Source organism: Streptomyces sp. NTD91, from assembly GCF_059510455.1.
Window position 1 is genome coordinate 32,807 of sequence record NZ_JCAJZW010000017.1, and the last position, 26,182, is coordinate 58,988.

The 26,182-nt window shown below is 72.1% G+C and carries 17 protein-coding genes, 1 tRNA gene and 1 pseudogene; 10 read left to right on the plus strand and 9 right to left on the minus strand.

The window, feature by feature from the left end; genetic code table 11:
- Positions 1–327 precede the first annotated feature (327 nt).
- The 5 genes from AC5WRT_RS19105 to AC5WRT_RS19125 all read left to right on the plus strand — a co-directional run bounded on the left by AC5WRT_RS19105 (position 328) and on the right by AC5WRT_RS19125 (position 5,202).
- Complete coding sequence (locus AC5WRT_RS19105; RefSeq protein WP_496095008.1) at positions 328–630, plus strand: hypothetical protein; 303 nt, start codon at positions 328–330, stop codon at positions 628–630.
- Between the two features lie 378 nt (positions 631–1,008).
- Positions 1,009–2,229: a helix-turn-helix domain-containing protein gene (locus AC5WRT_RS19110; RefSeq protein WP_496094976.1), complete on the plus strand. Its 1,221-nt coding sequence runs from the start codon at positions 1,009–1,011 to the stop codon at positions 2,227–2,229.
- A gap of 95 nt (positions 2,230–2,324) precedes the next feature.
- A complete protein-coding gene (gene orn / locus AC5WRT_RS19115) occupies positions 2,325–2,927 on the plus strand; it encodes an oligoribonuclease (RefSeq protein ID WP_496094975.1) in 603 nt (200 codons plus the stop codon).
- Between the two features lie 136 nt (positions 2,928–3,063).
- Positions 3,064–3,136, plus strand: a tRNA-His gene (locus tag AC5WRT_RS19120).
- A gap of 722 nt (positions 3,137–3,858) precedes the next feature.
- Entirely contained in the window at positions 3,859–5,202 is a 1,344-nt protein-coding gene (locus AC5WRT_RS19125) for an endonuclease domain-containing protein (RefSeq protein ID WP_496094974.1), read from the plus strand.
- A 184-nt stretch (positions 5,203–5,386) separates the two neighbouring features.
- On the opposite strand, the gene AC5WRT_RS19130 is transcribed toward AC5WRT_RS19125, so the two are convergent.
- Genes AC5WRT_RS19130 through AC5WRT_RS19145 form a run of 4 tightly spaced genes read right to left on the minus strand, consistent with a single transcriptional unit; the run spans position 5,387 to position 13,853 of the window.
- Complete coding sequence (locus AC5WRT_RS19130) at positions 5,387–6,673, minus strand: TIGR02679 family protein (RefSeq protein ID WP_496094973.1); 1,287 nt, start codon at positions 6,671–6,673, stop codon at positions 5,387–5,389.
- The gene (locus tag AC5WRT_RS19135; protein WP_496100430.1) at positions 6,663–10,820 is read right to left on the minus strand and encodes a TIGR02680 family protein; all 4,158 of its coding nucleotides are present in this window, start codon (positions 10,818–10,820) and stop codon (positions 6,663–6,665) included. The genes AC5WRT_RS19130 and AC5WRT_RS19135 overlap by 11 nt, the downstream gene beginning before the upstream one ends.
- Positions 10,817–12,265: a TIGR02678 family protein gene (locus AC5WRT_RS19140; RefSeq protein WP_496094971.1), complete on the minus strand. Its 1,449-nt coding sequence runs from the start codon at positions 12,263–12,265 to the stop codon at positions 10,817–10,819. The genes AC5WRT_RS19135 and AC5WRT_RS19140 overlap by 4 nt, the downstream gene beginning before the upstream one ends.
- 40 nt (positions 12,266–12,305) lie before the next feature.
- A complete protein-coding gene (locus tag AC5WRT_RS19145) occupies positions 12,306–13,853 on the minus strand; it encodes a TIGR02677 family protein (protein ID WP_496100431.1) in 1,548 nt (515 codons plus the stop codon).
- A gap of 317 nt (positions 13,854–14,170) precedes the next feature.
- Here AC5WRT_RS19145 and AC5WRT_RS19150 point away from each other — a divergent pair.
- Positions 14,171–14,589: pseudogene (locus AC5WRT_RS19150) on the plus strand (PIN domain nuclease).
- Positions 14,590–14,992: 403 nt separating this feature from the next.
- Here the strand turns inward: AC5WRT_RS19150 and sigJ are convergent.
- Together sigJ and AC5WRT_RS19160 are read right to left on the minus strand one after the other, a co-directional pair.
- The gene (gene sigJ, locus AC5WRT_RS19155; RefSeq protein WP_496094969.1) at positions 14,993–15,922 is read right to left on the minus strand and encodes an RNA polymerase sigma factor SigJ; all 930 of its coding nucleotides are present in this window, start codon (positions 15,920–15,922) and stop codon (positions 14,993–14,995) included.
- A gap of 123 nt (positions 15,923–16,045) precedes the next feature.
- A complete protein-coding gene (locus AC5WRT_RS19160; RefSeq protein ID WP_496094968.1) occupies positions 16,046–17,101 on the minus strand; it encodes a LacI family DNA-binding transcriptional regulator in 1,056 nt (351 codons plus the stop codon).
- A 415-nt stretch (positions 17,102–17,516) separates the two neighbouring features.
- Between AC5WRT_RS19160 and AC5WRT_RS19165 the strand changes: the two genes are divergently transcribed.
- The 4 genes from AC5WRT_RS19165 to AC5WRT_RS19180 all read left to right on the plus strand — a co-directional run bounded on the left by AC5WRT_RS19165 (position 17,517) and on the right by AC5WRT_RS19180 (position 22,304).
- Positions 17,517–18,848, plus strand: a complete 1,332-nt coding sequence (locus AC5WRT_RS19165; protein WP_496094967.1) for an ABC transporter substrate-binding protein — start codon at positions 17,517–17,519, stop codon at positions 18,846–18,848.
- The gene (locus AC5WRT_RS19170) at positions 18,845–19,870 is read left to right on the plus strand and encodes a carbohydrate ABC transporter permease (protein ID WP_496094966.1); all 1,026 of its coding nucleotides are present in this window, start codon (positions 18,845–18,847) and stop codon (positions 19,868–19,870) included. The genes AC5WRT_RS19165 and AC5WRT_RS19170 overlap by 4 nt, the downstream gene beginning before the upstream one ends.
- The gene (locus AC5WRT_RS19175; protein WP_496094965.1) at positions 19,867–20,748 is read left to right on the plus strand and encodes a carbohydrate ABC transporter permease; all 882 of its coding nucleotides are present in this window, start codon (positions 19,867–19,869) and stop codon (positions 20,746–20,748) included. Before AC5WRT_RS19170 ends, AC5WRT_RS19175 begins: the two co-directional genes overlap by 4 nt.
- Before the next feature lie 125 nt (positions 20,749–20,873).
- A complete protein-coding gene (locus tag AC5WRT_RS19180; RefSeq protein WP_496094964.1) occupies positions 20,874–22,304 on the plus strand; it encodes a GH1 family beta-glucosidase in 1,431 nt (476 codons plus the stop codon).
- A gap of 101 nt (positions 22,305–22,405) precedes the next feature.
- On the opposite strand, the gene AC5WRT_RS19185 is transcribed toward AC5WRT_RS19180, so the two are convergent.
- The 3 genes from AC5WRT_RS19185 to AC5WRT_RS19195 form a co-directional block, all read right to left on the minus strand.
- A complete protein-coding gene (locus AC5WRT_RS19185) occupies positions 22,406–23,872 on the minus strand; it encodes a cellulose binding domain-containing protein (protein ID WP_496094963.1) in 1,467 nt (488 codons plus the stop codon).
- 134 nt (positions 23,873–24,006) lie between these two features.
- Positions 24,007–25,392 carry a sensor histidine kinase gene (locus tag AC5WRT_RS19190; RefSeq protein WP_496100432.1) on the minus strand — a complete coding sequence of 462 codons (1,386 nt, stop codon included), beginning with the start codon at positions 25,390–25,392 and terminating at the stop codon, positions 24,007–24,009.
- Positions 25,389–26,108: a response regulator transcription factor gene (locus tag AC5WRT_RS19195; protein WP_496100433.1), complete on the minus strand. Its 720-nt coding sequence runs from the start codon at positions 26,106–26,108 to the stop codon at positions 25,389–25,391. The genes AC5WRT_RS19190 and AC5WRT_RS19195 overlap by 4 nt, the downstream gene beginning before the upstream one ends.
- Between the last annotated feature and the right edge of the window lie 74 nt (positions 26,109–26,182).

The window sequence follows — 26,182 nt, forward strand, 5'->3', positions numbered from 1 at the left end:
GGCTGTCTCGGCGTTGTGATCCTTTATGGGTGGGGGACGAAGTGTGCGGCGGAATCCGTACCCGGGAAGTCCGGGAAAGGTCTTCCCAACCCCATACCCCCAAGGGTACGGCGGCACGCCTCCCGAGCCCAGATACCGCGCACGCTCCGTAAGCGGCCCCCCGATGTCCGCAGGGGTTCACCGGAGCATGCACGAGCGGCGCCCGTAACGCAATGGTTGCTGCCCCGTACAGGCGGTTTGCACACGGTCACCGGATGCGCACCCGGTGACCGACCGGCCGAACGGGCGTTGAGCACGCGTGAGCCACCGCCACAGGGAGTACGAATGATGTCCGGTCGCCGCCCCGCCCCCGAGCCGCACCCCGCGCCGGACACCGTGAGCGACGTGATCCGCTGGGCCGCCTTCAGCTGCGTGCTCGTCCCCGTGGTCCTGGTCTGGTACGGCACCTCACTGGCCGGCGCGACGGGGGTCGCGCTGGGTCTGGCCGCCGTCACCGCCGCGTGCCGGCTCCTGCTGCGCCGTTCGGAGCGGTGCGCCCGGCGGTACCGGAGTGACGGAGAGGTTTCCGGTGTGGATTCCTGTGAGCAAAGGGGCGGACGCCACAGCCGCCGACCGACACCGGTCGACTGACCTGTTTCCGCACCTCCGAACGCTTCTTTTCAGCCAACTTCTGAATGTCACCGCTCAGGGGCCCCGACCACCCTCCAACCCCCGTTCGACCTGCACGGAAAGGGTCTGCGGGCGTCCGTGCACCCTACGCGGTTTGGCCACCACGACAAGGCGCACTTCCCTGCACGCTCCACGAGTGCAACGCTTCGTGATCGAATGCTTCACGCCAAGTTGTCATGTCGACAATCTCGGGCGTGTGGAACTGGTCACCGCCCGACCGCGGGAACCAGTAGATTCGATCTTGACTGTCTTACGGCGGGGGACTCGTGCAGGACCGAGGGGAAACGTGCAGGAGCGACACAACCGAGGAGCCGCGACCACCGAGGGGGGCTTAGCAGTATGAGCCACGACTCCACTGCCGCGCCGGAAGCCGCGGCCCGGAAACTCTCCGGGCGACGCCGCAAGGAGATCGTCGCGGTGCTGCTGTTCAGCGGCGGCCCCATCTTCGAGAGTTCCATTCCGTTGTCGGTGTTCGGGATCGACCGCCAGGACGCCGGCGTGCCGCGCTACCGCCTTCTGGTGTGCGCCGGCGAGGAGGGCCCGCTGCGGACCACAGGGGGCCTGGAACTCAGCGCACCACATGGACTGGAGGCGATCTCCCGCGCCGGGACGGTCGTCGTCCCGGCCTGGCGCTCGATCACCGCGCCACCACCGGAGGAAGCGCTCGACGCGCTGCGCCGGGCGCACGAGGAGGGCGCCCGCATAGTCGGCCTGTGCACCGGCGCCTTCGTGCTCGCCGCGGCGGGCCTGCTGGACGGCCGTCCGGCGACCACCCACTGGATGTACGCGCCGACGCTGGCCAAGCGCTATCCGTCGGTGCACGTCGATCCGCGCGAGCTGTTCGTGGACGACGGCGACGTCCTGACGAGCGCGGGTACGGCGGCCGGAATCGATCTCTGCCTCCACATCGTGCGGACGGACCACGGCAACGAGGCGGCCGGCGCGCTCGCCCGGCGCCTGGTGGTTCCACCGCGCCGGTCGGGAGGGCAGGAACGCTACCTCGACCGGTCTTTACCGGAGGAGATCGGCGCCGACCCGCTCGCCGAGGTCGTCGCCTGGGCGCTGGAACACCTCCACGAGCAGTTCGACGTGGAGACGCTGGCGGCACGCGCCTACATGAGCCGCCGAACGTTCGACCGCCGGTTCCGCTCGCTGACCGGCAGCGCTCCGCTGCAGTGGCTGATCACCCAGCGGGTGTTGCAGGCCCAGCGGCTGCTGGAGACGTCGGACTACTCCGTGGACGAGGTGGCGGGCCGGTGCGGCTTCCGCTCTCCCGTCGCGCTGCGCGGGCACTTCCGCCGCCAGCTCGGCTCGTCCCCTGCCGCCTACCGGGCCGCCTACCGGGCCCGCAGGCCGCAGGGCGAGAGGCCGGCCGATGGGGAGCCACCGGTGCAGGCCTCCGGTCAGCCTGGTTCACCCACGGGCCTGACCGGCTCGGGGCCGATGGGCCACGCGCCCTCCGTGCTGCACTCGGACCGCGACAGCGGCGTCCCGATGCAGAGCCGCCGCCAGGCGGCCGGCGCGGTGGGACTGCTGCCGGGGCCGCGGAGCGGTAACTGAGAGTGGGGGCGGGATCCTCCCGCCCCCTCGCTCACCGGCTCGGGCCCGAGCGCACGGGGGCACCCAAAAGCTCAGGTCCGCTTTAGGGTGGACGCATGAACGATCGCATGGTGTGGATCGACTGCGAGATGACCGGCCTCTCGCTGTCCGACGACGCGCTCATCGAGGTGGCCGCCCTCGTCACCGACTCCGAGCTGAACGTGCTCGGCGAAGGGGTGGACATCGTCATCCGCCCGCCGGAGCAGGCGCTGGAGACGATGCCGGAGGTCGTGCGTCAGATGCACACCACGTCCGGACTGCTCGCGGAACTGCCGAACGGCACGACTCTGAAGGACGCCGAGGAGCAGGTGCTGGCGTATGTGAAGGAGTACGTGAAGGAGCCCGGCAAGGCCCCGCTCTGCGGCAACTCGGTCGGCACCGACCGCGGCTTCCTGCTGCGGGACATGCCGACCCTGGAGGACTACCTGCACTACCGGATCGTCGACGTGTCCTCCGTCAAGGAGCTGGCCCGCCGCTGGTATCCGAGGGCGTACTTCAACAGCCCGGAGAAGAACGGCAACCACCGGGCCCTCGCCGACATCCGCGAGTCGATCGCCGAGCTGCGCTACTACCGCGAGGCCATCTTCGTCCCGCAGCCCGGCCCGGACTCCGACACCGCGAAGTCGATCGCGGCCAAGCACGTCCTGCCCGCGCTGTAGCCACCCCCGGACGACTCGGCGGGCCGGGCGCGGCGCGGAGAGCGGCGCGCGAAAACGTGTGCGCGAGCACCCCCTCCGACCCTGTAGACTTCTTCTCGGCCGGTCGGGGAAACGACAAGTTCCACCGCCGGTCGTGGTGGGTGTAGCTCAGCTGGTAGAGCACCTGGTTGTGGTCCAGGATGTCGCGGGTTCGAGTCCCGTCACTCACCCTACGGAACAGGCCCGTGACCTGCGGAATGCAGATCACGGGCCTGTTTGCCGTTTGGTCACGGCCGAACCACGGCCCCTCCACCCGCGATTCGAGTCGCCCGGGAAGGAGTGATGGCCGTAAGTCCGCATGAAACCTCGCTCGACGTATGCACCCAGTCACGGTTTGTGTAGTTTTCGTGCATCGATCCGCCGCTGAGTGACGGGTCCCGATCGGAGCCATGGACCCGTCCATCAGCAGGTCACCGCGCCGGTCGATGCTCCCCCGTGCCTCCTTCGGATCGGGGACGAAGAACGCGAGGAGGGCAGTGGTGCTGCGGATGCGACGTGAACCGTCGCGGCACTGACGCCGAAGCCAGCCGGCAGTTGTTCCCGCGTCCGTGCCCGTCCGTGCATGGTTGAGGAGTGCCGCCCTGACTCGCCGGCGCCCGAACACGTAGAGCGCGGGCTCGGTGAACCAACGGCAGAAGCTGGGGTCAGGGTCATGGCCGGCTGCGGCCATCAACGGATGCGCAGAACTCCTCGGACAGGGTGGCGCGTTCGAGCAGTGGCTCGCGCACCGCCATGGGCCAGGTGCCACGCCGGTCTTCCGGCACGCTCGCCGCGTTGTCGAGGGCCGGCAGCCGAGCCGCCCCAGCTGCGGCCGACAGGAATGTCGGTGCCTCCGTGCCGGCCGAGACGTTTGGAGGCCCGTTGGCTCGTTGCAGGCCGTTAGCCTGTCGGTATGTCAGAGCGCGTCATGCCCGGTCGCACGGACGGCCTGATCACCCTGGGTGCCGCGGACGTTCTATGGGTCGAGCTGACGGCCGACAGTGCTGTGCCGACGGCTTCTGGGGCATTCACCCGCTCTCCTGCGCATGCCCGGGTGGGGTACGTCCTGCTCGGCGACCACGTGGTGGCGACGGTGAGGGCGAGCGGCGGTCGGTGGAGTGTTCCGGAGGTTGAGGTGCGCCGGGCGGCCGCGCAACTGAACGCCGTGGGGATGGATCCGCAGGACCTGGTCCGCATCGGTCCGTTTCGTGGGGCGCCGAGGCAGGAGTGCAACGAGGAAACGCCGCTGCGCTGGCGCCGGCGCATCACGGGGGATCTGCAGGAGCTGGGCCGCCCCGAACGGGCGGCACGACGTGAAGCCGGCCGCCCGTACCATCTGGCGGGGATCGACTGGCGGCAGATACTCGTGGAGCAGACCCGCGACGGAGCGCAGCGTACGTGGTGGCTGCCCCGCGCTGTGGTCAGGCTGCTCGACGCGGCCGAGCACGCCGAAACGCGGTGGGTGCACGCCGCGCGGACCCGCCGGGCAGGCGCAGTCGCCACCGAGCCGCCCTCCCGCCCCCGGCAGGCCCGAGACGCCGGCGGTCGGCAGACGACGAGCCCCGAGGGCCCCGCCTCCTCACTGCGCCCGTACGACAAAGAGCTGGAGGGCCAGCTGTACTCGGTGCTCAGCAGGAAGCCCGGTACCTCCCGGAAGGTGGCCGGGTGGGCGTGCGCCGTCTGCCGCACCGCGCCCGCCACCGTGCTCGACCACTGCCACGAACACGGCTACGTCCGCGCCCCCGTCTGCCAGTCCTGCAACACACTGGAGCGCCCCGACCACCTGTACAGCAACGACATCCGCGTGGCGAACCGCTACACACGCCTCTTCCACACCGACACCGACGACTGGCTCCGTCACTGGCACCGCTGCCCCGGCTGCCGCGCACGCACCACCCTGCCCCTGCCGCACCTCGCCGCATGGACCGCCCACATAGCCTGCCGATCACTGCGCCCGACCCACCGCGCCCCTCGCGGGCGCAAGCCCTGCGGTGCGCTGCGCGTGTCCTGGACGGGCAGTCAGAACGCGCCCCGTTCCTGCCTGCTCACTGTCACCGTCGACTTCTGCCCCTCCGGCGAGCACCGTGTCCTGGCGCAAGTCCCCTACCGCGAAGCCGCCGAGCGGTTTCGTGCCTGGCTGGCCGAGACGGCCCCCGCCGTGGCCGCCGCGGCCGGTCCCGACCGACTGGACGGCCTTCCCGCCCAGCCCCGGCCAGTCATCGCGGACACCGGCGGCAAGGATCTGGAACTGTTCTGAGCGGGCACCGGAGCCGTCGAAGGCCTACGGGGCGGTTCAGCGGACTCGACGTCGCCCCGCCCCTGAGACGACACCGCCGTTCCCGTCAGCACCAGGAGGCTCGGGCGCTGACGCCGACTCGCCGGTGGATGCCGGCCGGCACACCGTGGTGGACGAATCGGTCCGACCACCACCGGACGCCGGTTCAGGCGCGGGTGAGATCGGACAGGAGCGCGGGCAGGAGGCGTTCCTCCATGACCGCATGGCCCGATTCCTCCATCGCGAGGGCCAGTCCGGGGTCCCAGGGGCTGGCCGCGGGCGGTCCCACGAGCGGGGTGGACTCGCCCTCGACGAGTGCCGCCGTGTAGTCGGCGGCGGTCATCCGCCAGGGGCGGGCACCGTGGCGGGCCACGGCGTCCGCGGTGATGCGCAGGCCGGCCCGGTCGAAGTCGGCGCGCCAGTGCAGCCGGGCTCCCGCCCGTACGGCGTCGCCGAGCAGTTTGTGGCAGGCGGCGGACGGGACGCCCTCGGTGCAGACGAGGGCGGCGCCGGCGTCCTGGAGTTCGCCGGCGGCGGCGCGCAGTACGGCCGGGTTCTCGCAGACGTAGATGGTGCGGGCGGCGGGGACGACGGGGTCGGTGGCGAGTTGGTGGAGGGTGAGCCGGAAGGGGATGCCGAAGTCGGCGGCATCGCGCAGCCAGTCGCAGACCACGGTGTCGCCCTCGGCCCCGATGTTGAGGACGAGTACCTGGCTGGCGAGGTCGTCGGCGATGGCCCCGGCGCTCTCCCACAGGGCTCGCCGCCCGGCCCGGTTCTGCGGTACGACGGTGCAGTCGCCGGTGCGCCGGGCGAGGGCGCGCAGGACGAGCTGTTCGAGCGGGGTGCCGGGAACGAGGGCCTTGGTGTCGCCGGTGGCCCACTCGGCGAGGACGGGAAGCGGCAGGACACCGGGAACCCGGTACGGGGAGCCCGCACGGTGGTCCCCGTCACCGGTCAGTCGTTCCAGGACGCGTACCGCCGCGTCGAGAAGCGGCGCGTCGCCGCGGCGTACGAGACGGGTGAGAGTGCCGTCGGCGGCGATGCGGTCGAGCCAGGCGGCGAACCATCCCTGCCCGGCGAGCCGACTCGAGTGGGCCGACATCAGGGCCTGCTCACGGCGGGCCAGTTCGTCGGCCCGTTCGGCCGGCCGGTCGCGCAGCGGACCGTGGAGCCGGCCGAGGGTCTGGAGGAGACCGGTGCCATAACGGTCGTACAGATACCCGTCCAGGTCACGCAGGGGTACGGCGAGGCGCTTGACGGTCTCGGGCCGGTAGCGGCCGGTGATGCCGATGACGGTGCGGCGCTCTGCCTCGCTGGGCCCCGTGAGCCCGATGTCGCCGTCGAGCGCGCCACCGGTGCGCTCCAGTCTGCGGCGGGCGGCGGCGAGCAGGCGGGTCCATTCCTCCCCCCGCAACTCGTCGTACCCATGGCTTTCTCGCTGCTCAGCCGACAACTGCGGCCTCCTCGGGCGTCGGGGCGCGCCGGGTGCCGGGCGAGCCGAGGGCGGCGGTGAGGTCGCCGGTGTCGTCGGCGAGGAGCCGGTCGCCGTCCCAGACGAGCAGAAGCGCGGAGACGGTGTGGTCGACTGCGGTGTGCGCGAGGTCGTAGTGGGCGGCGGCGGACACGGAGGCGTGGGCGGCCCACAGGTCGTAGCCGGTCATGAACAGGTCGAGGTCGAACTGGGCTGCCAGTGACATGAGTTCGCCGCGCCCGGTGTCGTCCACTCCGGCGAAGGCCTCGTCGAGGGCGAGCAGGCGCGGGGCCTGCGGGTCGGCGGAGTTGAGCATGGCGTGCGCGGCGGCGAACAACGGCAGGTGCAGCGACACGGACTGCTCACCGCCGGACAGGCGGCTGTGCCGGGCGCGGGTGAGCCTCTCCTCCGTCTTGTCGGGGCGTACCAGCTGGAACGCGAACTGCCGCCAGCGCCGGTAGTCGAGGACCTCGGCGAGCAGTTCGCGGTAGGGCTGGTCGCGGTGGCGGGCGCGGGCGGTCTTGATCTGCGCGGCGAAGTGGGTGCGCACCCGGGCGAGCCCGTCGGGGCCGAGGCGGGCGGCGTCGGCGTCGAGGAGGGCGCAGACGGCGCGCTGCTCGTCGTCGAGGTGGTCGGCGAGCAGCCAGCTCACGCCGACCGTGGTCCCCGAGGACATGGTGCGCCGGCGCATGTCGGTGTTCATCCGCCGGATCAGGTCGCGGGCGTCGACCGTGCGGTCGTGGATCTGCTGGGCGAGCCGGGTGAGCAGGGCGTCCTCAAGGATGCGCTGCTCGGACTCGGAGAGCAGTTCGGCCTGGTCACGGCGGTGGGAGGCGATCTTCTCGGCGAAGGCCGCCACGGGCAGCGGGCCCTCCTCGTCTGCCACACGGACGAGGATGACGCCGTAGGAGCCGTCCCATTCGGGCCGGTAGTCCTGTCCCGCGGCGGCGAGCTGTGCCTGCAGGTCGTCCAGGGCCTTGGTGAGACGGGTGACGGACTGCTTGAGGCTGGTCTCGGTGGGGGTGAGGTCGCGGGTGGCGGACTGGATCGCCTCGTGTACGGCGACCACGGCCGGCGGCAGTGTCTCTTCCGTCCAGTCGGCCTCCTGGGCGGGCCAGGCGAGGCCGGGCGGGCAGCGCAGGATGTCGAGGAGCTCACGGGCCGCGTACGGGCGCAGCCCGCGGGCGGTTTCCTTCTCCTCCGCCGCGGCGACCGCCCCGGCCTCGGCGGCAGCCGTACGGCGGGCCTCGGCCGCCGCGGTGCCGGCGATGGCGGCGTGCTGGGCCGTACGAGCCGCCTCTGCCTCCCCCACCAGGGCGTCGATCCCGTCCTCGGTCTCCTGCACCTGGCGCATCACTTCCTGCGCCTCGGCCCCGACGGCCGTCCGGAGGGCTTCGAGTCCCGCGGCCTCCTCGGTGTACCGGCGGCGCGCCGAGCGCTCGGTGTCCGCCGCCGCCTCCTCGTCCTCGGCGGCGCCGCCGAGCCGCTCGGCGGCGGCCTCGGCCGCCTCGATCTGGCGGGCGTGTTCGCGGCGGCGGGCGGCGAGTTCGCGGACCGTCGTCTCGAAGGCGCGGGTGGCGGTCTCGACGGCGTCGACGCGTTCGGTCTCGATGGCGTGCTCGGCCGCGGTGCGGCGCAGAGCGCGTTCGGCGACCGAGCAGGCGGCCACCGACTCGTCGTACGAGCCCTGAGCGGCGTCGGCGGCGTCGCGGGTGGCGCGCAGCCGCGCCGCGGCCCGGTCGAGTTCGCGCAGGGCCTGCGTGATGCCGCTGGTGCGGGGCAGAGCGGCGCGGGCGGCGGCGTACGCCTCCAGGGCGGCGTCCGTACGGGCCTGCAGGCGCGCCACCTCGTCGAGCTGGGCGGAGAGTTCGGCCAGCAGCGCCTCGCAGGCGGCGATCCGGGCGGCGCGCCGGCGGGCGCGGGCGGGCGCGCCGACGTACTCGGCGTGCACCTTGGTGTGGGCGCCGACCAGGACACCGGCCCCGTACCGGCCGTCGAGGCCGATGTGCGGGATGCCGGTGTCGAGGTCGCCGGTGACGGCGACGGAACGCAGTACGGCGGTGATCCGGGCGGCGGTCGGGATCGCGTTGCCGGCCCCAGGGCTCTCGGGGCTCTCGGGGCTCTCGGGGCTCTCGGGGCTCTCGGGGCTCTCGGGGCTCTCGGGGCGCAGGAGATCGGCGAGGCTCGGTCCGTTCACCGGGGCGCCGGCACGAAGGTAGCCTTCGCTGTGTCCGGCCGCCACGAAGGTGTCCTCGGCGGTGACGAGTGCGTCGAGGAGGCCCGACGCCTCCAGGGCCGCTTCCAGGTCGGCACGTTGACGTTCTGTCAGATCCTCTTCGAAGTCGACGAGTTGCCACAACGGGACGCCGTCACCGGGTGTCCGGTCGGCGGTGCGGCCGCGGGCCGGGGGTGGGGCGTCGTCGTGTTCGGCGGCGATCCGGCCGCGTTCGGCCTCCGTCTCGGCGCGGCGGCGCTCGACGTCGGTGCGCCGGGCGCGCAGGGAGGCGAGGGTGTCGCGCAGTTCCTGCACGGCGGGAGCGGTGGCCTCGGTGAAGGCATCGGCGAGCGTGACCGCCTCGGCCTCGCCGGTGCGTTCGAGGGCTTCGGCGAGTCGGCCGGACCCCTCCTCGGTCAGGAGCCCGCCGTGCGCCTGTGTCCACCGGCCGAGTGCCGTACGGGCCTGCTGGCGGGCGGATTCGAGGGCCGACTCGGCGGCGGTCTCCGCGGTCTCGGCCGCGGCGACGGCCTCCTGCGCGCGGTCGAGGGAGACCCGGGCGAGGTCACGGGTCTGCTCGGCGCCGCGTGCCGCCTGCTGGGCGGCGCGCACGGCCCGGACGCCCTCGTGACGGGCGGCGGCGAGTGCGGCGGAGCGTTCGGCGAGGTGGGCGGGCTCGGCGTCGGCCGGGGTCCAGGGGAGGCCGGCGGTGTGGGCGTGGTCGGCGACGGCGGCGGCGTCCCGGGAGACGGCGGCGTCCAGTTCCGCGGCGAGCCGGGCGGCGTGTTCGGCCTCGGTCCGGGCGCGGCCGGTGGCGGCCGCGCGGCGTGCGCGTTCGGCGCTCGCCTGCCGGGCGGTCTGCTCGCAGGTGCGCACCAGGCGTTCCAGGTCGGCCAGTTGCTCGACGGCCTGGTAGGCGGCGGAGGAGCGCAGCTGGTCGAGACGGGCGCGCTGAGCGGCGAGCTCGGCGTCGGCCGACTCGGCGCGCTTCTCGGCGGCGGCCTGCCGTTCCCGGGCCGCCGCCAGGTCCGTGGTGGCGGTGCGCAGCGCGGTGGCGCGCTCGGCGGTCTCGGCGCGGCGGGCGGTGAGCCGGTCCGCGGCGGCGCGGGCGTGGACCCGCAGATAGGTGGAGTAGCTCGCGAGGAAGGCCCGGGTGGCGTCGTCGGCGGCGGCCAGCCCCTCCAGCGTGCGCTGCACGGACTCCATGTCGTCGAAGGAACGGGCCGCCTCGGCGATCAGGTCGTCGTCGAGCGGGCGCAGGCCGGCGGTGAGGGTGTCGGAGAGCTTGGCCGGGTCGAGGTTCTTGGCGAGCTGCGGGCGGCGCAGGGTGAGGATCAGAGTGAGCAGTTGCTCGTACCGCTCCGGGCCGAGGCCGAACAGGCGCTGGTCGACGGCGGCACGGTAGTCGGCGGTGGAGGTGATCGGCTCACGTCCGAGTTCCGCCGCGAGCTGCTTCCTCGTCATCGGCCGGTCGTCGGGGGTGAGGAGGGAGAAGTCCTGGCCGACGCGACCGTCGGCGACGAAGTGCCAGCGGGCGGGTGTGTCGCGGTGCCGCTGGGCGTGCAGCCCGATACCGCAGGTGACGGCCTCGCCGGTCTCCCGGTGGGTGAACTCCATCCAGACGTAGCCGAGCGCGCTGTCCTGCCCGCGGAAGAGCAGGTTGGACTTCATCGTGCGGTCCTCGGCGGCGAACGGGTTGAGCCGCTTGGGGTCGATACGGCCGTCGAGGACGAACGGGAACAGGACCTCCAGCGCCTTGGTCTTTCCGGACCCGTTGGGGCCCCGCAGCACCAACCAGCCGCCCGCGAAGGAGAACTCCTCGTCCCGATAGTCCCACAGGTTGATGATCCCGGCGCGGGTGGGGACGAACCGGGCTGAGGGGGCGGGGGCCCGGGTGGGAGGGGAGGTGCTCACGGAGTCGGGTCCTTGGCGGTGTCGTTGGCGGTGTCGTTGGCGGTGTCGTCGGTGAACAGGGTTGTCCGGGAGGGCGGCCCGGCCGCCGTACGGGTTTTCACGCGGGCGGTGACCCCCCGGTAGCGGGCGAGCAGCGGAAGCGCGAGGGCCCCGCCGTCGACCCGGGTGATCAGCGACATGGCGGCCAGCAGATCGAGCGCCTGGTCCAGCAGCCGGTCCGGGTCGCCGCGCAGGTCGGCGGCGAAGCCCGCGCCGTACTCGGCGGTGATCTCCTTGAGCCTGCCCCGGAGCCAGGAGTCCGTGACGAAGGGGTAGCGGGTCTCTGCCGGCTCCTGCCCCTCGTCACCGGGTACCGCATACGCCGACGCCTCGTCCGGCTCTGCGAGTTCGGAGAGTTCCGCGACCGGACCACGCGACGGCAGAGCCGCGTCGATACGCCGGGCGCGCGCCGCGAGGCGTTCGGCGGCGGTCGGCGCGGGCAGCAGTTCGAGGGCGTGCCGTCCGGAACGCTGGACGGCGGCGCTGATCCGGGCGCCCAGCAGCAGCGCGGCCTGCGCGACGGTACCGCCGCCGGGGAAACGGATGTCGGACAGCCTGCCGGAGGTGTCGATGAGCGCCACGCCCTCGGCCCGCCGCTCCACCGTCAGCCCGGTCAGGCGTTCCAGGTCCTCGGCGAGGGCGGGGGCTCGCAGCTGGCCCAGGAGTTCGGTGTCGGCGTCGGCGTAGTACGCGACCGGATTCTCCAGCACCAGACGGCGGGCCCGTCGGGCCTGGTCGCGACGCTGGGCCGCACGCCCTGCGGACATGCCCAGCGCACCGGCCGAGTCCAGGAGCGCCGTGACCGAGGTCAGGTGCTGCAGGACGCGGGTCGGGTGATGGACGGCGAGGAGGATCTCCCGGTCGATGTCGTACAGGGCCTCGGCCCGCTCGGGGTCGCCGGCCCAGGCTGTGGCGGAGCCGTCGGCGAGGGTGAGCGCGCCGCGCTCGGTGAGCCAGGTGACGGCGTCGACGAAGGCGTCCCGGTCGGGCTTGCGCGCGGTGTCGAGGCCGAGTCCGTCGATGCGTACGGCGTCGGCGGCGACCGCGTCGGCCAGTTCGCCGAGCGCCACCTGCGCGCCGTGGCGGCCCAGGGCCGCGAGGGTGAGGACGAGGTAGGCGTAGCGGCGGCGGTCGAAGGGCCGTCCCGCGCGGGTGAGGACCGGGCGGGTGGCGTCCAGGCCGTCCTGGGCGCGCTGGAGCCGGGCGGTGTCGGCGGTGGTGACGAGCCGGTGGCCGAACACCTCCATCAGGTCGGTGCGCAGCTGGTCGGCCCAGCGGCGCACGGTCGCCAGCGCCGCCTTGTCCGGGTACCCGGGTGTGATCAGCGGATGCCGCAGGACGAGCCGTACCGCCTTCTGGTAGTCGGCGAGTTCGAGCGGGGAGACGCCCTCGGCGACGCGGCTCATGCGGCCCCGCCCCGGTGACGGCTCGTACGGCTCGCACGGTTCATGCGGTGACCTCCAGGCGCAGCCCGTCGAGATGGAGGCGCCCGCGCACGGTGTCGACGGTGGTGGACCCCTCGGCGGGCGTGAGGGTGAGTCGTACCCCGTGGGCGGAGCCGGAAGCGGCGGTGACCCGGCGGCTGGCGGGGACACGGGCGGCGAGGGCCACGTCCAGCAGGGCCAGCAGAGCCCGTGTCTCGGGCTCGTCGAGCGTCCGGCCGTACACACCGTCCGAGGCGAGGGAGTTCGCGGCAACCCGGCGCTCGGCCTGCTCCCTGAGCTGTTCGGCGCGCAGCAGCGCCCGCCGGTCGTCGTCGCGTTCGATGCGGCCGGGGCCGTGCAGGGCGGGGGTGCGGCCGGACTGGACCAGGGTGCGGGCGAGTTCGACCGGTTCCGCCTCCCACCAGGACGTACGCCCCGGGATCAGCTCGGGATCGGCGTACGGGACGGCGATGTGGCGGGGTGCACCGAGCCCGAAGACCGCCTGGAACAGGGCATGCGCGTCCTCGTCGCTCTCGCAGGAGGTGAACCACTGGGCGAGATGGCGCAGCTGGCTCTCCCGGCTCACCCCGCCCCGGCGCGCCTCGGTGACCCGGCGCAGCAGAGCGAGGACGGAGCGGATCGCGGTGACGGTGGCGTCCTGCAGCCGCTCGGTCTCGCTGTGCTCGCGCTCCGCGAACCAGTGGACGATGCCGTCCCACCGGTGCCGCCAGTCCGCCAGACGCTCGGCGGGGCTGCGGAAGAGCCGCTCGTCGGCCTCGGCCGCGTACTCGATCATGCGGTCCACGCCGGTGGCCGCGGCCTTCTCGACGGCCTCGGCCAGCAGCGGAGCGTAGCGGCCGAGTTCGGCGGTGAACTCCCGCATGTGCGCGAGGAGCGTGTCCTTGTGGGCGAGGAACACCTCGGGCCGGGTGTCGTTGGTGCGCGCCAGGTCGCCCAGCATGAGATAGAAGCGGGCGGCGCGCTGCGCCATCTCGTTCAGCACCGAGTCGAGACGGCCGAGCTTGCGGTACACCTCCTCGCCGTCGCCCGCGGTGTTGGCCTCGGCCAGGGCGCGCAGGTCGCCGAGAATGTCGGGGAAGACGAGGCGGGAGAGCTGGGCGTCCTCCAGGCTGGCGCCGAGCACGTCCTCCACCGCCCGGTACGCCCGGTATCCGGCCTGGGTGAACTGGTACACGTAGTGGCGGTTGCGGTACTCGGCAAGGTTCGCGGCGCGCGTCCCGTCGTACGAGCGGTCCAGGACCTGCCACTCCGCGAGCGCGTCGAGCAGCGGCTGCACACCGGCGGGCCCGCCGACGGCGCCCGCGGCGGGATGGTCGACGGCGAGCCGCTCCAGAAGCCCCACCACGTCCGAAGCGTGCAGCAGCACCTGGTAGTTGGCACGCCCGCGGTCGAAGGCCCGCAGCAGCCACAGGTACTCGTGGCGCTTCTCGGCGGCGGCGAAGTGGAACAGCCGCAGCCGGTCGTCGACGGAGAACGCGTCGATGCCGAACGCGCCCTCGTCAACGGGCTCCGAGACCGAGGGCTTCGAGGCGTCGAACTCGTCACTCACGGATCTGCGGGCTTCCCTTCTCCCCTGTTTCCGCCGGTGCACGTCCGGCCGGAGACCACCGGATCCACACCAGTGTGCCGTACTCCGACCAGCGCGGGTAAGTCGCTCCCCGGCTCTTTCCATCTGTGCTATAGCGTGCCCCTCTCGCACCCCCTACCGGGCGGTGGCCGCCGTCGGGGATCCACCCGGCGGCCGGCTCAGCGGGGGATCGCTGGTACGCCCCCAGCCGGACCGGTGAGCCGCCCGCGGCGAGGGGCAGCCCTGCCGCGGTGCGGATCGCCGTCCACCGGCAGGACCGCTTGAGGCCGGGCCGCCTGATGCAGGACCACTACCTGATCGACAAGTCCGCCCTCGCCCGCTGGACGAAACCGAGTGTCGAGGAGGTGCTCAAGCCCCTCCACGAGCGTTACCTCCTCGCAGTGTGCCAGCCCACGGAGCACGAGATGATCCACTCTGCACGGGACGGCTCCGAGGCGACCCGGATCAGCACCTGGCTCCACGCCTTCGACTACGTTCACGCCGACGACCACACCTTCGTCCGCGCCCTGGAAGTCCAACGCCACGCTCTCGACGCAGGCTTCCACCGCGCACTGCCGCTCCCCGACCTACTGATCGCCGCCACGGCAGAACTGCACCAGCGGACAGTCCTCCACTACGACGCGACTTCGACATGATCGCCTCCCTGACGGGACAACCCGCCGAACGGGTCGTACCGCCCGGCAGCGCCGACCGTTGAGCGGGCCGCCCGTCCACCGCGCGAGGTCGGCGGCCGGACGCCCTGGTCACGCGTTCCGTGACATCAGCCAAGCCAAGTCCGACGCGGCCTTGCTGCGGACCGCCTGTTCACGGGTGAATCCGGATCTCCATCCGGCACTTGGTGCGCATGGGCGCGATCTCCGCGCTCATGCATCCATCGTCCCCAGCCGGAGCGTTCGGCCATGGCCGAACCGAATGCCGCACAGCGTCATCACCCGTCACCCGTATGCCCAGATTTGCCCACCTGCACAGCAAAGGCGCAGGTCACGATAGGGATACGAAACAGGTTCGGGTCCCGTCACTCACCCTCACCGATCAGCCGGTGACGTCGTCGCAGGACGCGTCGCCGGCTGAGTCGTCTGTACGGCGGCCCCGCGGAGGTTTCATCGCCGCGGCAGCCGCCCGATGCCGGACACCGGGCCGAGATGGCAGAGTTTGTCCGGGTTGGACAGGGAGTGGATCGCCCGGACCCTGCCGTCGGCGATGTCGAGTTCCACCACGCTGGCCACGCGCCCCTCGGCGTCGTGGATCACCCCGCCGGGGCGGCCATTGACCCGGGCCGCCCTGAGAACGGCGCCGAGCCTCCCGGCCCGGCGAAGGCCGGCGACCAGCAGTTGCGCGACGGTCCGCGGTTCGGTCACCGACCGGGCGAGCGCCCGTGCCTTGCCGCCGCCGTCGCCCCGGAACACCACGTCCGGGGCGAGCATGCCGAGCAGCGCGTCCATGTCGCCGCCCTCGGCCGCCGCGAAGAACGTGCGGGCGAGTTCCTCGCTCTCCGCGCGCCGTGCCGGTGCCGGGCCGGCAGCCGCCTGTGCGCCGGGGCCGAGGCGCTTTCTGGCGCGGGCGAAGATCTGCCGGCAGTTGGCCTCGGACTTGCCGGTCATCCGCGCCAGGTCCGGATAGCCGTAACCGAAGACCTCGCGCAGCACGAACACCGCGCGCTCCACCGGGGAGAGCGCCTCCAGCAGCACGAGGAACGCCATCGACAGCGAGTCGGACAGCTCGGCGTGCTCGGCCGGTCCGGGCCGGTCGGCGGACACCACCACCGGTTCGGGCAGCCAGTCGCCCACGTAGGTCTCCCGCCGCACCCGCGCGGAGTTCAGGTGGTTGATGCCCAGCCGGGTGACCGCCGTGGTCAGATACCCCTTCGGATTCGTCACCAAGGTGCCGGCCCGGCGTGCCCGGGTCAGGCCGAGGAAGGCGTCCTGCACCAGATCCTCGGCATCGCCCACGGAACCGGTCATCCCGTAGGCGATGGAGAACAGCAGCGACCGGTACGCGTCCGCGTCCGCCTCTCCCGCTGATCCCGCCACGGAGTCCCCCCTCCGAAGACCGGCACGACGGTGAGCAGCGTATCCGAGACGCACGTCACCGCCGCGAGGTTCGCCCCATGCGTCCTCGGCACGGCCGGACCCGGGCGCGCGGGAACCGCCCGGCTACGACGACGCCCGCTGCACCAGTTCCGTGGGGAGCACCGCGTGCCGTGGCTCAAGGCCGCGGGACACGGCCGGGCGGCGGTCGGCGATCTCGGTGAGCAGCAGGTCGATCATGGCGCGGCCCATCTCCTGGATGGGCTGGCGGACGCTGGTCAGCGGCGGGTCCATGTGGCGGGCTATGGCGGAGTCGTCGTAGCCCACGAGGGCCACGTCGTCGGGGATGCGACGCCCCGCCTCGCGCAGCACCTGCCGGGCGCCGGCCGCCATCACGTCCGAGCCGGCGAAGACCGCGTCCAGGTCGGGGCGGCGGTCCAGCAGCACGGACATGGCGCGGCGGCCGCCCTCCTCGGTGAAGTCCCCGGGTTCGACGAGGAGTTCGTCCGGCTCCCGGCCCGCGTCGCGCAGGGCGTCGCGGTAGCCGTCGACGCGGCGCTGGGCGCCGTAGACGTCGAGGCGCCCGGTGATGTGGGCGATGCGGGTGCGGCCCCGGGACAGCAGGTGCTCCACGGCCGAGCGGGCGCCGCCGTAGTTGTCGGAGTCAACGGAGGTGAGCGTCTCGCCGGCCGAGCGGGGGCCGCTGATCACGGCCGGGATCTCCAGCTGGGACAGCATGTCGGGCAGCGGGTCGTCGGCGTGCACCGAGACCAGCAGGACGCCGTCCACCCGGTGGGCCGCCAGGTACTGGGCGAGGCGCCGGCGCTCACGGTCGCTGCCCGCGAAGATCAGCAGCAACTGCATCTCGGTGTCGGAGAGTTCCGAGCCGACACCGCGCAGAATATCCGAGAAGTACGGTTCCGCGAAGAATCGGGTCTCGGGTTCGGGGACCACGAGGGCTATGGCGTCGGTGCGGTTGGCGGCCAGGGCGCGGGCGGCCGTGTTGGGGACGTAACCGAGCTCGGCGACCGCCGCCTCCACCGCGGCACGGGTGGCGTCGCTCACCCGGGGCGAGCCGTTGATCACCCGGGAGACCGTACCCCTGCCCACCCCGGCCCGGGCGGCGACCTCCTCGAGCGTCGGCCGGCCTCCGCTCCGGCCCCGCGCTCCGTGGCTTACCATGGGATTCGCCCCTCTCGACCGACTCGTGGTGCTGGCCTGGAATGTAACAGCCCTGTTCGCCGCAGCGACCGTCCCGAGGGTGCCACCCCCCGCGTCCCGTCGCGTGACGACCTTCGGCCCCTCCTCGAACTCCGCCACTTTCCCTCCGCCGCCGGTCGGCCGGATATCGACGACCGCCGCCGCGGAGCGCCTCCAGTTAACGCTCAGATAACCGAACGCAGTTGTCCGCGTCCGCTCCCTTGACACCCCGGCGTCGACCAGCGACTCTTCAACACATCACTGGTGGGAGCGCTCCCACAGTACCTGACACCTACACAACCCGCACGTTCCCCGCCCGAGCCGCAGCGCGTACGAACGGGCCCAAAATCCATGCAGTTGGCCGGGGGGTCGGCACGTCAGGCAACAGGAGGACGCAATGCGCACGAGCATCCGCCGGTCACAGCGGCTGATGGCCCTCGCGGCCGTGGCCGCACTGACCACCGGGCTGCTGGCCGGCTGCGCCAAGGACTCGAACGACGGCTCGTCGAACGACTCCGGCGGCGGAAACGGCAGTGGCAAAGGCAAGATCACGCTGACCGTCGGCACCTTCGGCGTCTTCGGCTACAAGCAGGCCGGCCTCTACGACGAGTACATGAAGCTCCACCCGAACATCAACATCAAGGAGAACGTCACCACCCGTACCGACGTGTACTGGCCGAAGGTGCTCACCCGCCTCCAGGCCGGCTCCGGCACGGACGACATCCAGGCCATCGAGGTGGGCAACATCACCGAGGCCGTGCAGACCCAGGCGAGCAAGTTCGTCGACCTCGGCAAGGAGGTCGACAAGTCCCAGTGGCTGGACTGGAAGAACGCCCAGGCCACCACGAAGGACGGCAAGCTCATCGGGCTCGGCACGGACATCGGCCCGATGGCCATCTGTTACCGCAAGGACCTGCTCCAGAAGGCCGGACTGCCGACCGACCGGACCAAGCTCGCCGAGATGTGGAAGGGCGACTGGGCCAAGTACGTCGACGTCGGCAAGCAGTACATGAAGAAGGCGCCCAAGGGCACCAAGTTCGTGGACTCCGCGGCATCCGTCTACAACGCGGCCCTCGGCGGCGGCGACGAGCGCTACTACGACAAGGACGGCAACGTCGTCTGGGACAAGTCCGACGGCGTGAAGAAGGCGTGGAACGTCGCGATGGAGGTCGCCACCAGCGACATGTCGGCGAAGCTGAAGCAGTTCGACCCCACCTGGGACCAGGGCTACGCCAACGGCACCTTCGCCACCGTCGCCTGCCCGGCCTGGATGCTCGGCTACATCGAGCAGAAGTCCGGTGACTCCGGCAAGGGCAAGTGGGACGTGGCGGCGGCGCCCACCGCGGCCAACTGGGGCGGCTCCTTCCTCGGCGTGCCGCTCGCGAGCAAGCACCAGAAGGAGGCCGTCGCGCTGGCCAAGTGGCTGACCGCGCCCGAGCAGCAGGCCAAGGTCTTCGCCAAGCAGGCCAGCTTCCCGTCGACCCCGTCGGCGTACGCGAGCCTGAAGCCGGCCGCGGACACCACGGCGTACTTCTCGAACGCGCCGATCACGCAGATCTTCGCCGACTCGGCGAAGACCATCCCGGTCCAGTACTTCGGCATCAAGGACCAGCCGATCAACTCCGCGATCACCGACGTGGGCATCCTCCAGGTCGAACAGAAGGGCAAGTCGCCGTCCCAGGGCTGGGACGCGGCGTCCAAGGAGATCAAGGACGTGCTCGGCCAGTGACCAGCTCCAAGCAGGCTCTCGCGCATCCCGCGGCGAGCGCCGACGCCGCGCCCGGCACCCCGCCGGGCGCGGCCCGGGGCGCTCACGGTCGCGGTACCCCGGCGGGCCCCGACTCCTGGCGCAGCCGGCTGTACCGCTGGGACATGAAGGCGTCGCCGTACGCGTTCGTGTCCCCCTTCTTCATCCTCTTCGGGGCGTTCACGCTCGTCCCGCTGCTCTACACGGCCTGGTACTCGCTGCACGACGTGCAGCTGTCGGCCCTGGACCACCAGACCTGGGCGGGTCTGGACAACTACAAGAAGCTGTGGTCCTCGGACTTCTTCTGGAACGCGCTGAAGAACACCCTGACCATCGGTGTCATCTCGACCGTGCCGCAGCTGCTGGCCGCGATCGGGCTTGCGCACCTTCTGAACTACAAGCTGCGCGGTTCGACCGTCTGGCGTGTGGTGATGCTCACCCCGTACGCCACCTCGGTGGCCGCGGCGACCCTGGTGTTCACGCTGCTGTACTCCTGGGACGGCGGCATGGTCAACTGGATCCTGCACTTCTTCGGGGTGAACCCGATCAACTGGCGTGAGTCCGACTGGGGTTCGCAGTTCGCGGTGTCCTCGATCGTGATCTGGCGGTGGACGGGCTACAACGCGTTGATCTACCTCGCCGCCATGCAGGCGATCCCGACCGATCTGTACGAGTCGGCGGCGATCGACGGCGCCAACCGCTGGCAGCAGTTCCGGCACGTCACCATCCCGCAGCTGCGCCCGACGATCCTGTTCACGGTCGTGGTCTCCACGATCGGCGCCACCCAGCTCTTCGGCGAGCCGCTGCTGTTCGGCGGCGTCAGCGGGTCCAAGGGCGGCTCCGAGCACCAGTACCAGACGCTCGGCCTGTACATGTACGACCAGGGCTGGATCATCGGCAACCTCGGCAAGGCGTCCGCGATCGCCTGGTCGATGTTCCTGATCCTGCTGATCATCGCCGCGGTCAATCTGCTGCTCACCCGACGGCTGAGGAAGTCCCAATGACGACCACTGAACTCACCCTGCCCCGGCAGGCCGGCCGTCGCCGGGTGATGGGCGCCGGCAAGCAGCTGCACGCGGGCCCCGTGGCCTATGTCGTGCTCACCGTCTTCGCGCTGGTCTCGCTCGCCCCGCTCGTGTGGACGGCGATCGCCGCCTCCCGTACCGACCGACGGCTCGCCCAGACCCCGCCGCCGCTGTGGTTCGGTGGCAACCTGTTCAAGAACCTGCAGACGGCCTGGGACCAGGCGGGGCTCGGGACCGCGATGTTCAACTCGGTGATCGTGGCGGGCACGATCACGGTGAGCACGGTGCTGTTCTCCACGCTGGCCGGGTTCGCCTTCGCCAAGCTGCGGTTCCGCTTCTCCAGCCTGCTGTTGCTGCTGACCATCGGCACGATGATGATCCCGCCGCAGCTGGCCGTCGTACCGCTGTACCTGTGGATGTCGAACCTCGGCTGGTCCAACCAGCTGCAGACCGTGATCCTGCCGAGTCTCGTCACCGCCTTCGGCACCTTCTTCATGCGGCAGTACCTGGTGCAGGCACTGCCGACGGAGCTGATCGAGGCGGCCCGGGTGGACGGGGCGAGCAGCCTGCGGATCGTCTGGCACGTGGTCTTCCCCGCGGCGCGCCCGGCCATGGCCGTCCTCGGCCTGCTGACGTTCGTGTTCGCCTGGAACGACTTCCTGTGGCCGATCATCGCCCTGAACCAGCAGAACCCGACGGTGCAGGTGGCCCTGAACTCGCTCGGCACCGGGTACGTCCCGGACCAGGCGGTGATCATGGCCGGCGCCCTGCTGGGCACCCTGCCGCTGCTGATCGCCTTCATCTTGTTCGGCAAGCAGATCGTGGGCGGGATCATGCAGGGCGCGATCAAGGGCTGACGGCACCCCTCGACGGCTTTCGCCGGCGGCTCTTCCCGGGGGCCGGGTCACCGCCGTCCCGGCCCCCTCCCCCTCTTCCCACCTGTCTCGCCAGGTCTCCTACGACCCCCAATGGGAGCGCTTCCATGCCTGAACCCGTTACCTCCGTGACCTTTCCTCCCGCCTTCCTCTGGGGTGCCGCGACCTCGGCGTACCAGATCGAGGGGGCGGTGCGGGAGGACGGCCGCACCCCCTCGATCTGGGACACCTTCAGCCATACCCCGGGCAAGACGGCCGGCGGCGATACCGGGGACATCGCCGTGGACCACTACCACCGCTACCGTGACGACGTGGCGCTGATGGCCGAGCTGGGCCTGACCGCGTACCGCTTCTCGGTCTCCTGGTCCCGGGTGCAGCCCACCGGCCGGGGCCCGGCGGTCCAGCGCGGCCTGGACTTCTACCGCCGGCTGGTCGACGAACTCCTCACCCACGGCATCAGGCCGGCGCTCACCCTGTACCACTGGGACCTGCCCCAGGAGCTGGAGGACGCGGGCGGCTGGCCGCAGCGGGAGACCGCGTACCGGTTCGCCGAGTACGCCGAGCTGGTCGGCGAGGCACTCGGCGACCGGGTGGAGCAGTGGATCACCCTCAACGAGCCCTGGTGCAGCGCCTTTCTGGGCTACGGCTCCGGTGTGCACGCCCCCGGCCGCACCGACCCGGTGGCCTCCCTGCGCGCCGCCCACCACCTCAACCTCGCGCACGGCCTCGCGGCGTCCGCCCTGCGCTCGGTGATGCCCGCCCGCAACGAGGTCGCCGTCAGCCTCAACTCCTCGGTGGTACGGCCGCTTTCGCAGGACCCGGCCGACCTGGCCGCGGCCCGCCGGATCGACGACCTGGCCAACGGCGTCTTCCACGGCCCGATGCTGCACGGCGCGTACCCCGCGTCGCTGCTGGAGGCCACGTCCGCGATCACCGACTGGTCGTACGTCCTCGACGGCGACCTGCGCGCGATCAACGTCCCGCTGGACGCGCTGGGCCTGAACTACTACACCCCGGCGCTGGTGTCGGCCGCCTCCGGGGAGATCAAGGGCCCGCGCGCGGACGGCCACGGCGCCAGCGAGCACTCCCCCTGGCCGGGCTCCGACGACGTGGTCTTCCATCAGACGCCGGGCGAGCGCACGGAGATGGGCTGGACGATCGATCCGACGGGCCTGTACGACCTGATCCAGCGCTACACCCGCGAGGCCCCCGGACTGCCCCTCTACATCACCGAGAACGGCGCGGCCTACGACGACAAGCCCGACCCGGACGGCCGGGTCCACGACCCGGAGCGCATCGCCTATCTGCACGGCCACCTCGCGGAGGTCCGGCGCGCCATCGCCGACGGCGCCGATGTCCGCGGCTACTTCCTGTGGTCCCTGATGGACAACTTCGAGTGGGCGTACGGCTACGGCAAGCGGTTCGGCGCGGTGTACGTGGACTACGCGACGCTGGAGCGGACCCCGAAGTCCAGCGCGCTGTGGTACGCGCGGGCGGCGCGGACGGGGACGCTGCCTCCGCTGGAGTCGGCGGCCTGACGGAGCGGGGCGCGGCCCGTCGGGGGGCCGGCCGCGCCTCTCGCGGGCCGGCCGCGCTCGGTGCCGGGACGCGGGCCCGGCCGGCCCCGCGTGCCGGGCGGTCAGTTGAAGGCGCCGAAGGCCTTCGAGAAGGCGAACTTGTCCTGGAGTATCGAGCTGCACGTCGGATCGGCGGAGTTCTTCGCGCCTCCGTCGCACTGCTTGTCGCGGGCGGCGGACCACATCGACAGGCCTCCGAGGCCCTTGGACTTGGCGAAGTTCACCAGCTGGGTGGCGTCGTCCACCTTGAAGACCTCGGAGGAGACGTCGTTGACGCCGATCATCGGCGTGACGGCGACCGTCTTCCAGGCGGCGGCGTCGGACCGTCCGAGCACGCTCTTGACCTGGGCCTGGGTGGCGGTCGCGGCCTGCTGTGCGTAGTCGCCCATGTCGCCGTTGTACGAGGCGCCGTAGTCCATCGCCATGATGTTGACGGTGCCGATCCGCACGCCGTTGGACTTGGCGTCGGACAGCAGGTTCACCCCGTCCTGGGTGAGGCCCTCGGGCATCACGGGGAGGGTGAAGGAGACGTCCAGGTCCGGGTGCTGCTGCTGGAGCTTGGCGATGGCCTGGGCGCGGCGGGTGTTGGCGGCGGTGTTGGGCAGCGCGCCGCCCTCGACGTCGAAGTCGACCTTGGTCAGCTTGAACGCGTCGATCGCCTTGCCGTAGGCCGCCGCCAGCGCGTCCGCCGAGGAGCAGGTGGTGGCCAGTTCGGAGCCGGAGGCACCGCCGAAGGAGACCCGGACGTCACCCCCCTTGGCGCGCAGGGAGCCGATCTGCGCGGCCACGGCGTCGCTGGTCAGGTCGGTCACCCCGCCCCACTTGGGGGTGCAGCCGCCGCCGTCGGTGACGAAGGCGAGGTTGTAGGTCTTCACGCCGGTCGCGTCGGCCGCGCCGAGCAGGTCGAAGGCGGGGTAGAGGGAGGTGTCGACGTACGGGGCGAAGCCGGCGGCGGCGGTGGTACCGCTGCCGGTTCCCGTGCCGCTGCCGGTCGTCCGGGAGGCGGTCGGGGTGGGGGTGCTGCTCCGGGTCGGGGTGGACGTGGGGGCGGCGGTGGGTGACGGGGACTCGGTGGGGCGGCCGCTCGGCTCGGGCGTGGCACCGCCGTCCGCGGAGCACCGGGCGTCGTCGATACGACAGCCGGTCGGGTCGCCCTTGCCGTCGACCACGAAGCCGACGGTCACCGACTTGCCGGGGGCGAGACCCTCGGTGTCCCACTTGGCGGGCCTCACGGTGACGTGCGAACCGCTCACGCTCGACTCGCCGTTCCACAGCGAGCTGAGCCTCGCGCCCGCCGGGAGGTCGAACTCCAGCGTCCAGGTCTTCTCGCTCTGACCGCTGTTGTTGGTGACGACGTACTGCGCGGTGTAGCCGGTCGACCAGTCGCTGGTCTTGGTGTATGCGGCGTTCACGCCGGCCGCGTTGGCGGTGCCGGTGAGCAGGAGGGCGCCGCCGCCGACCACAGCCGCGGCCACGAGCCCGCCGATCGCCTTGTTCCTGCCACTGATCCTGCGCCGGTGCGTGGTCATGCGCGTGCCTGCCTTCGCTGTTCAAGGGGAGGTGGGGTGCGGCAGCACGCTAGCGACCCGGAATCGGACAAATGTCTTGAGTGGGACGACGGTTGCAGACCTTAGGGTTCGCTTAAGGAAGGGATCGGGGACGATTAATGGTCGAGACCAGTCGTGACCAGTCTGCGCGGTCGGCGGCGGCGCATCCGGTGCCCCCGGCCGGCCGGCTTGCGGCCGTCCAGCTGGAACCAGATCCGCACCTCGGTGCCGCCCAGCACCGAGGAGCCGATGCGGACGTCGCCGCCGGTGGACTCGGCGAGCCTGCGCACGATGTCGAGGCCGAGGCCGGTGGACCCGGCGGTGCCGGAGCCGCGGCCACGGGCCATCGCGGCGGCCGGGTCGGGTATGCCGGGGCCCGCGTCGGAGACCAGCACGATCACCGCGTCCTCACCGTTGTGCACGTCCACCGCGAAGGCGGTGCCCTCGGCGGTGTGCCGGAAGACGTTGCCGAGCAGGGCGTCGAGCGCGGCGGCCAGGTCGGCGCGGGCCACGGGTATGCGCACCGGCCGCTCCACGCCGGCCACCCGCCATTTGCGGCCCTCGTCCTCGGCGAGCGCGGACCAGAACTCCATCCGCTCACGCACCACTTCGGCCGCGTCGCAGCCGGCGCCCGGCCCGGCGGCGACCGTCTGCGGCTTGGCCTCGCGGGCCGTGCGGATGATGGTGTCGACCTCGTGCTCCAGCTGTGCCACGGCGGCCCGGGTCTGCTCGGCGGCCGGTCCGCCGCCCAGCGAGGCCGCGTTGAGCCGCAGCACGGTCAGCGGCGTGCGCAGCCGGTGCGAGAGGTCGGCCGCCAGCTCTCTCTCGTTCGCGAGAAGTTGGACGACCTGGTCGGCCATGGAGTTGAAGGCGACTGCGGCAAGGCGGAGTTCGGTGGGCCCGTCCTCCGGCACCCGGGCGCCCAGCTTGCCCTCGCCCAGTTCGTGCGCGCCCTCGACCAGCCGCTGGGCGGGCCGCACCATGCGCACCCCGAGCCGGTCGGCGACGGCGACCGAGCCGACGATCAGGGCGAGACCTACGGCCGCGAGCACCGCCCAGGCCGTGCCGACGCCGTTGGTCACCTCGGACTCGGGGACGTAGACCTCGACGACCGCGATGTCGCCGGAACCGAGCGCCACCGGCTGGAGCAGCGTGGAACCGCCGGCCACCGTGGTCGTGGAGGCCCGGCCCATTCTCCGGACCGCCTGGATGTCGCGGTCGGCGGCGCGCTGCCGGCCGAGGTCGAGGGCGGACCGGCCGTCGTCGGCGGGCAGGTGCACGGCCATCCCGGAGTCGGCGCCTGCCGAGGCCACGACCCGCTCCAGCTTGTCCCGGTCGGTGGTGATGGACAGCGCGGGCGCGACGGCGGCGGCCTCCCGCTCGGCGCCTGCGAAGGCCCGGTCGCGGGCCATCTCCTTGACGACCAGGCCGAGCGGGACGGCGAAGGCGACGACGACCATCGTGGTGACCGCCAGGCAGACCTTGACCAGGGCCCATCTCATCGCGACGGCCCCCCGTCCGCGGAGGACTCCGTGGGGGGTTCGAGCTTCACGCCGACACCCCGGAGCGTGTGCAGATAACGCGGCCGGGCGGCCGTCTCCCCCAGTTTCCGGCGCAACCAGGACAGATGGACGTCGATGGTCTGGTCGTCGCCGTAGGACTGCTGCCAGACCTCGGCGAGGAGTTCCCGGCGCGGGACGACGACCCCGGGCCGGCCGGCGAGGAAGGCGAGCAGGTCGAACTCGCGGCGGGTGAGGTCGAGGCGGGCCCCGTCCAGCTCGGCCTGACGGCGCAGCGGGTCGACGGTCAGGCCGCCGACCCGGAGCACGGAGGAGGGCGGGGCCTCCCCGCCGCCGGAGCGGGTCCGGCGCAGCACGGCCGCGATCCGCGCGGAGAGGTGCTCGACGGAGAACGGCTTGGTCAGGTAGTCGTCCGCGCCGGCGTTCAGCAGCCGGACGACCTCCGTCTCGTCGTCCCGGGCGGTGGCGATGATGACGGGGACGTCGGTGATGCCGCGGAGCATCTTCAGCGCCTCGGAGCCGTCCAGGTCCGGCAGTCCGAGGTCCAGGATGACCAGGTCGAAACGGAGATGGGCGACCTCGCGCAGCGCCTCCAGGGCCGTACCGACGCTGCGCACGGTGTGTGCGGCCTCGGTGAGATGCCGGATGAGCGCCGAGCGTACGAACTGGTCGTCCTCGACCACGAGCACACTTGCCATGCGCCGCACCGTACGCCATGCGGCCCGCACCGGGCGGGCGCCTGTGGACAACCCGGAGTATGTGCGCACGGCGG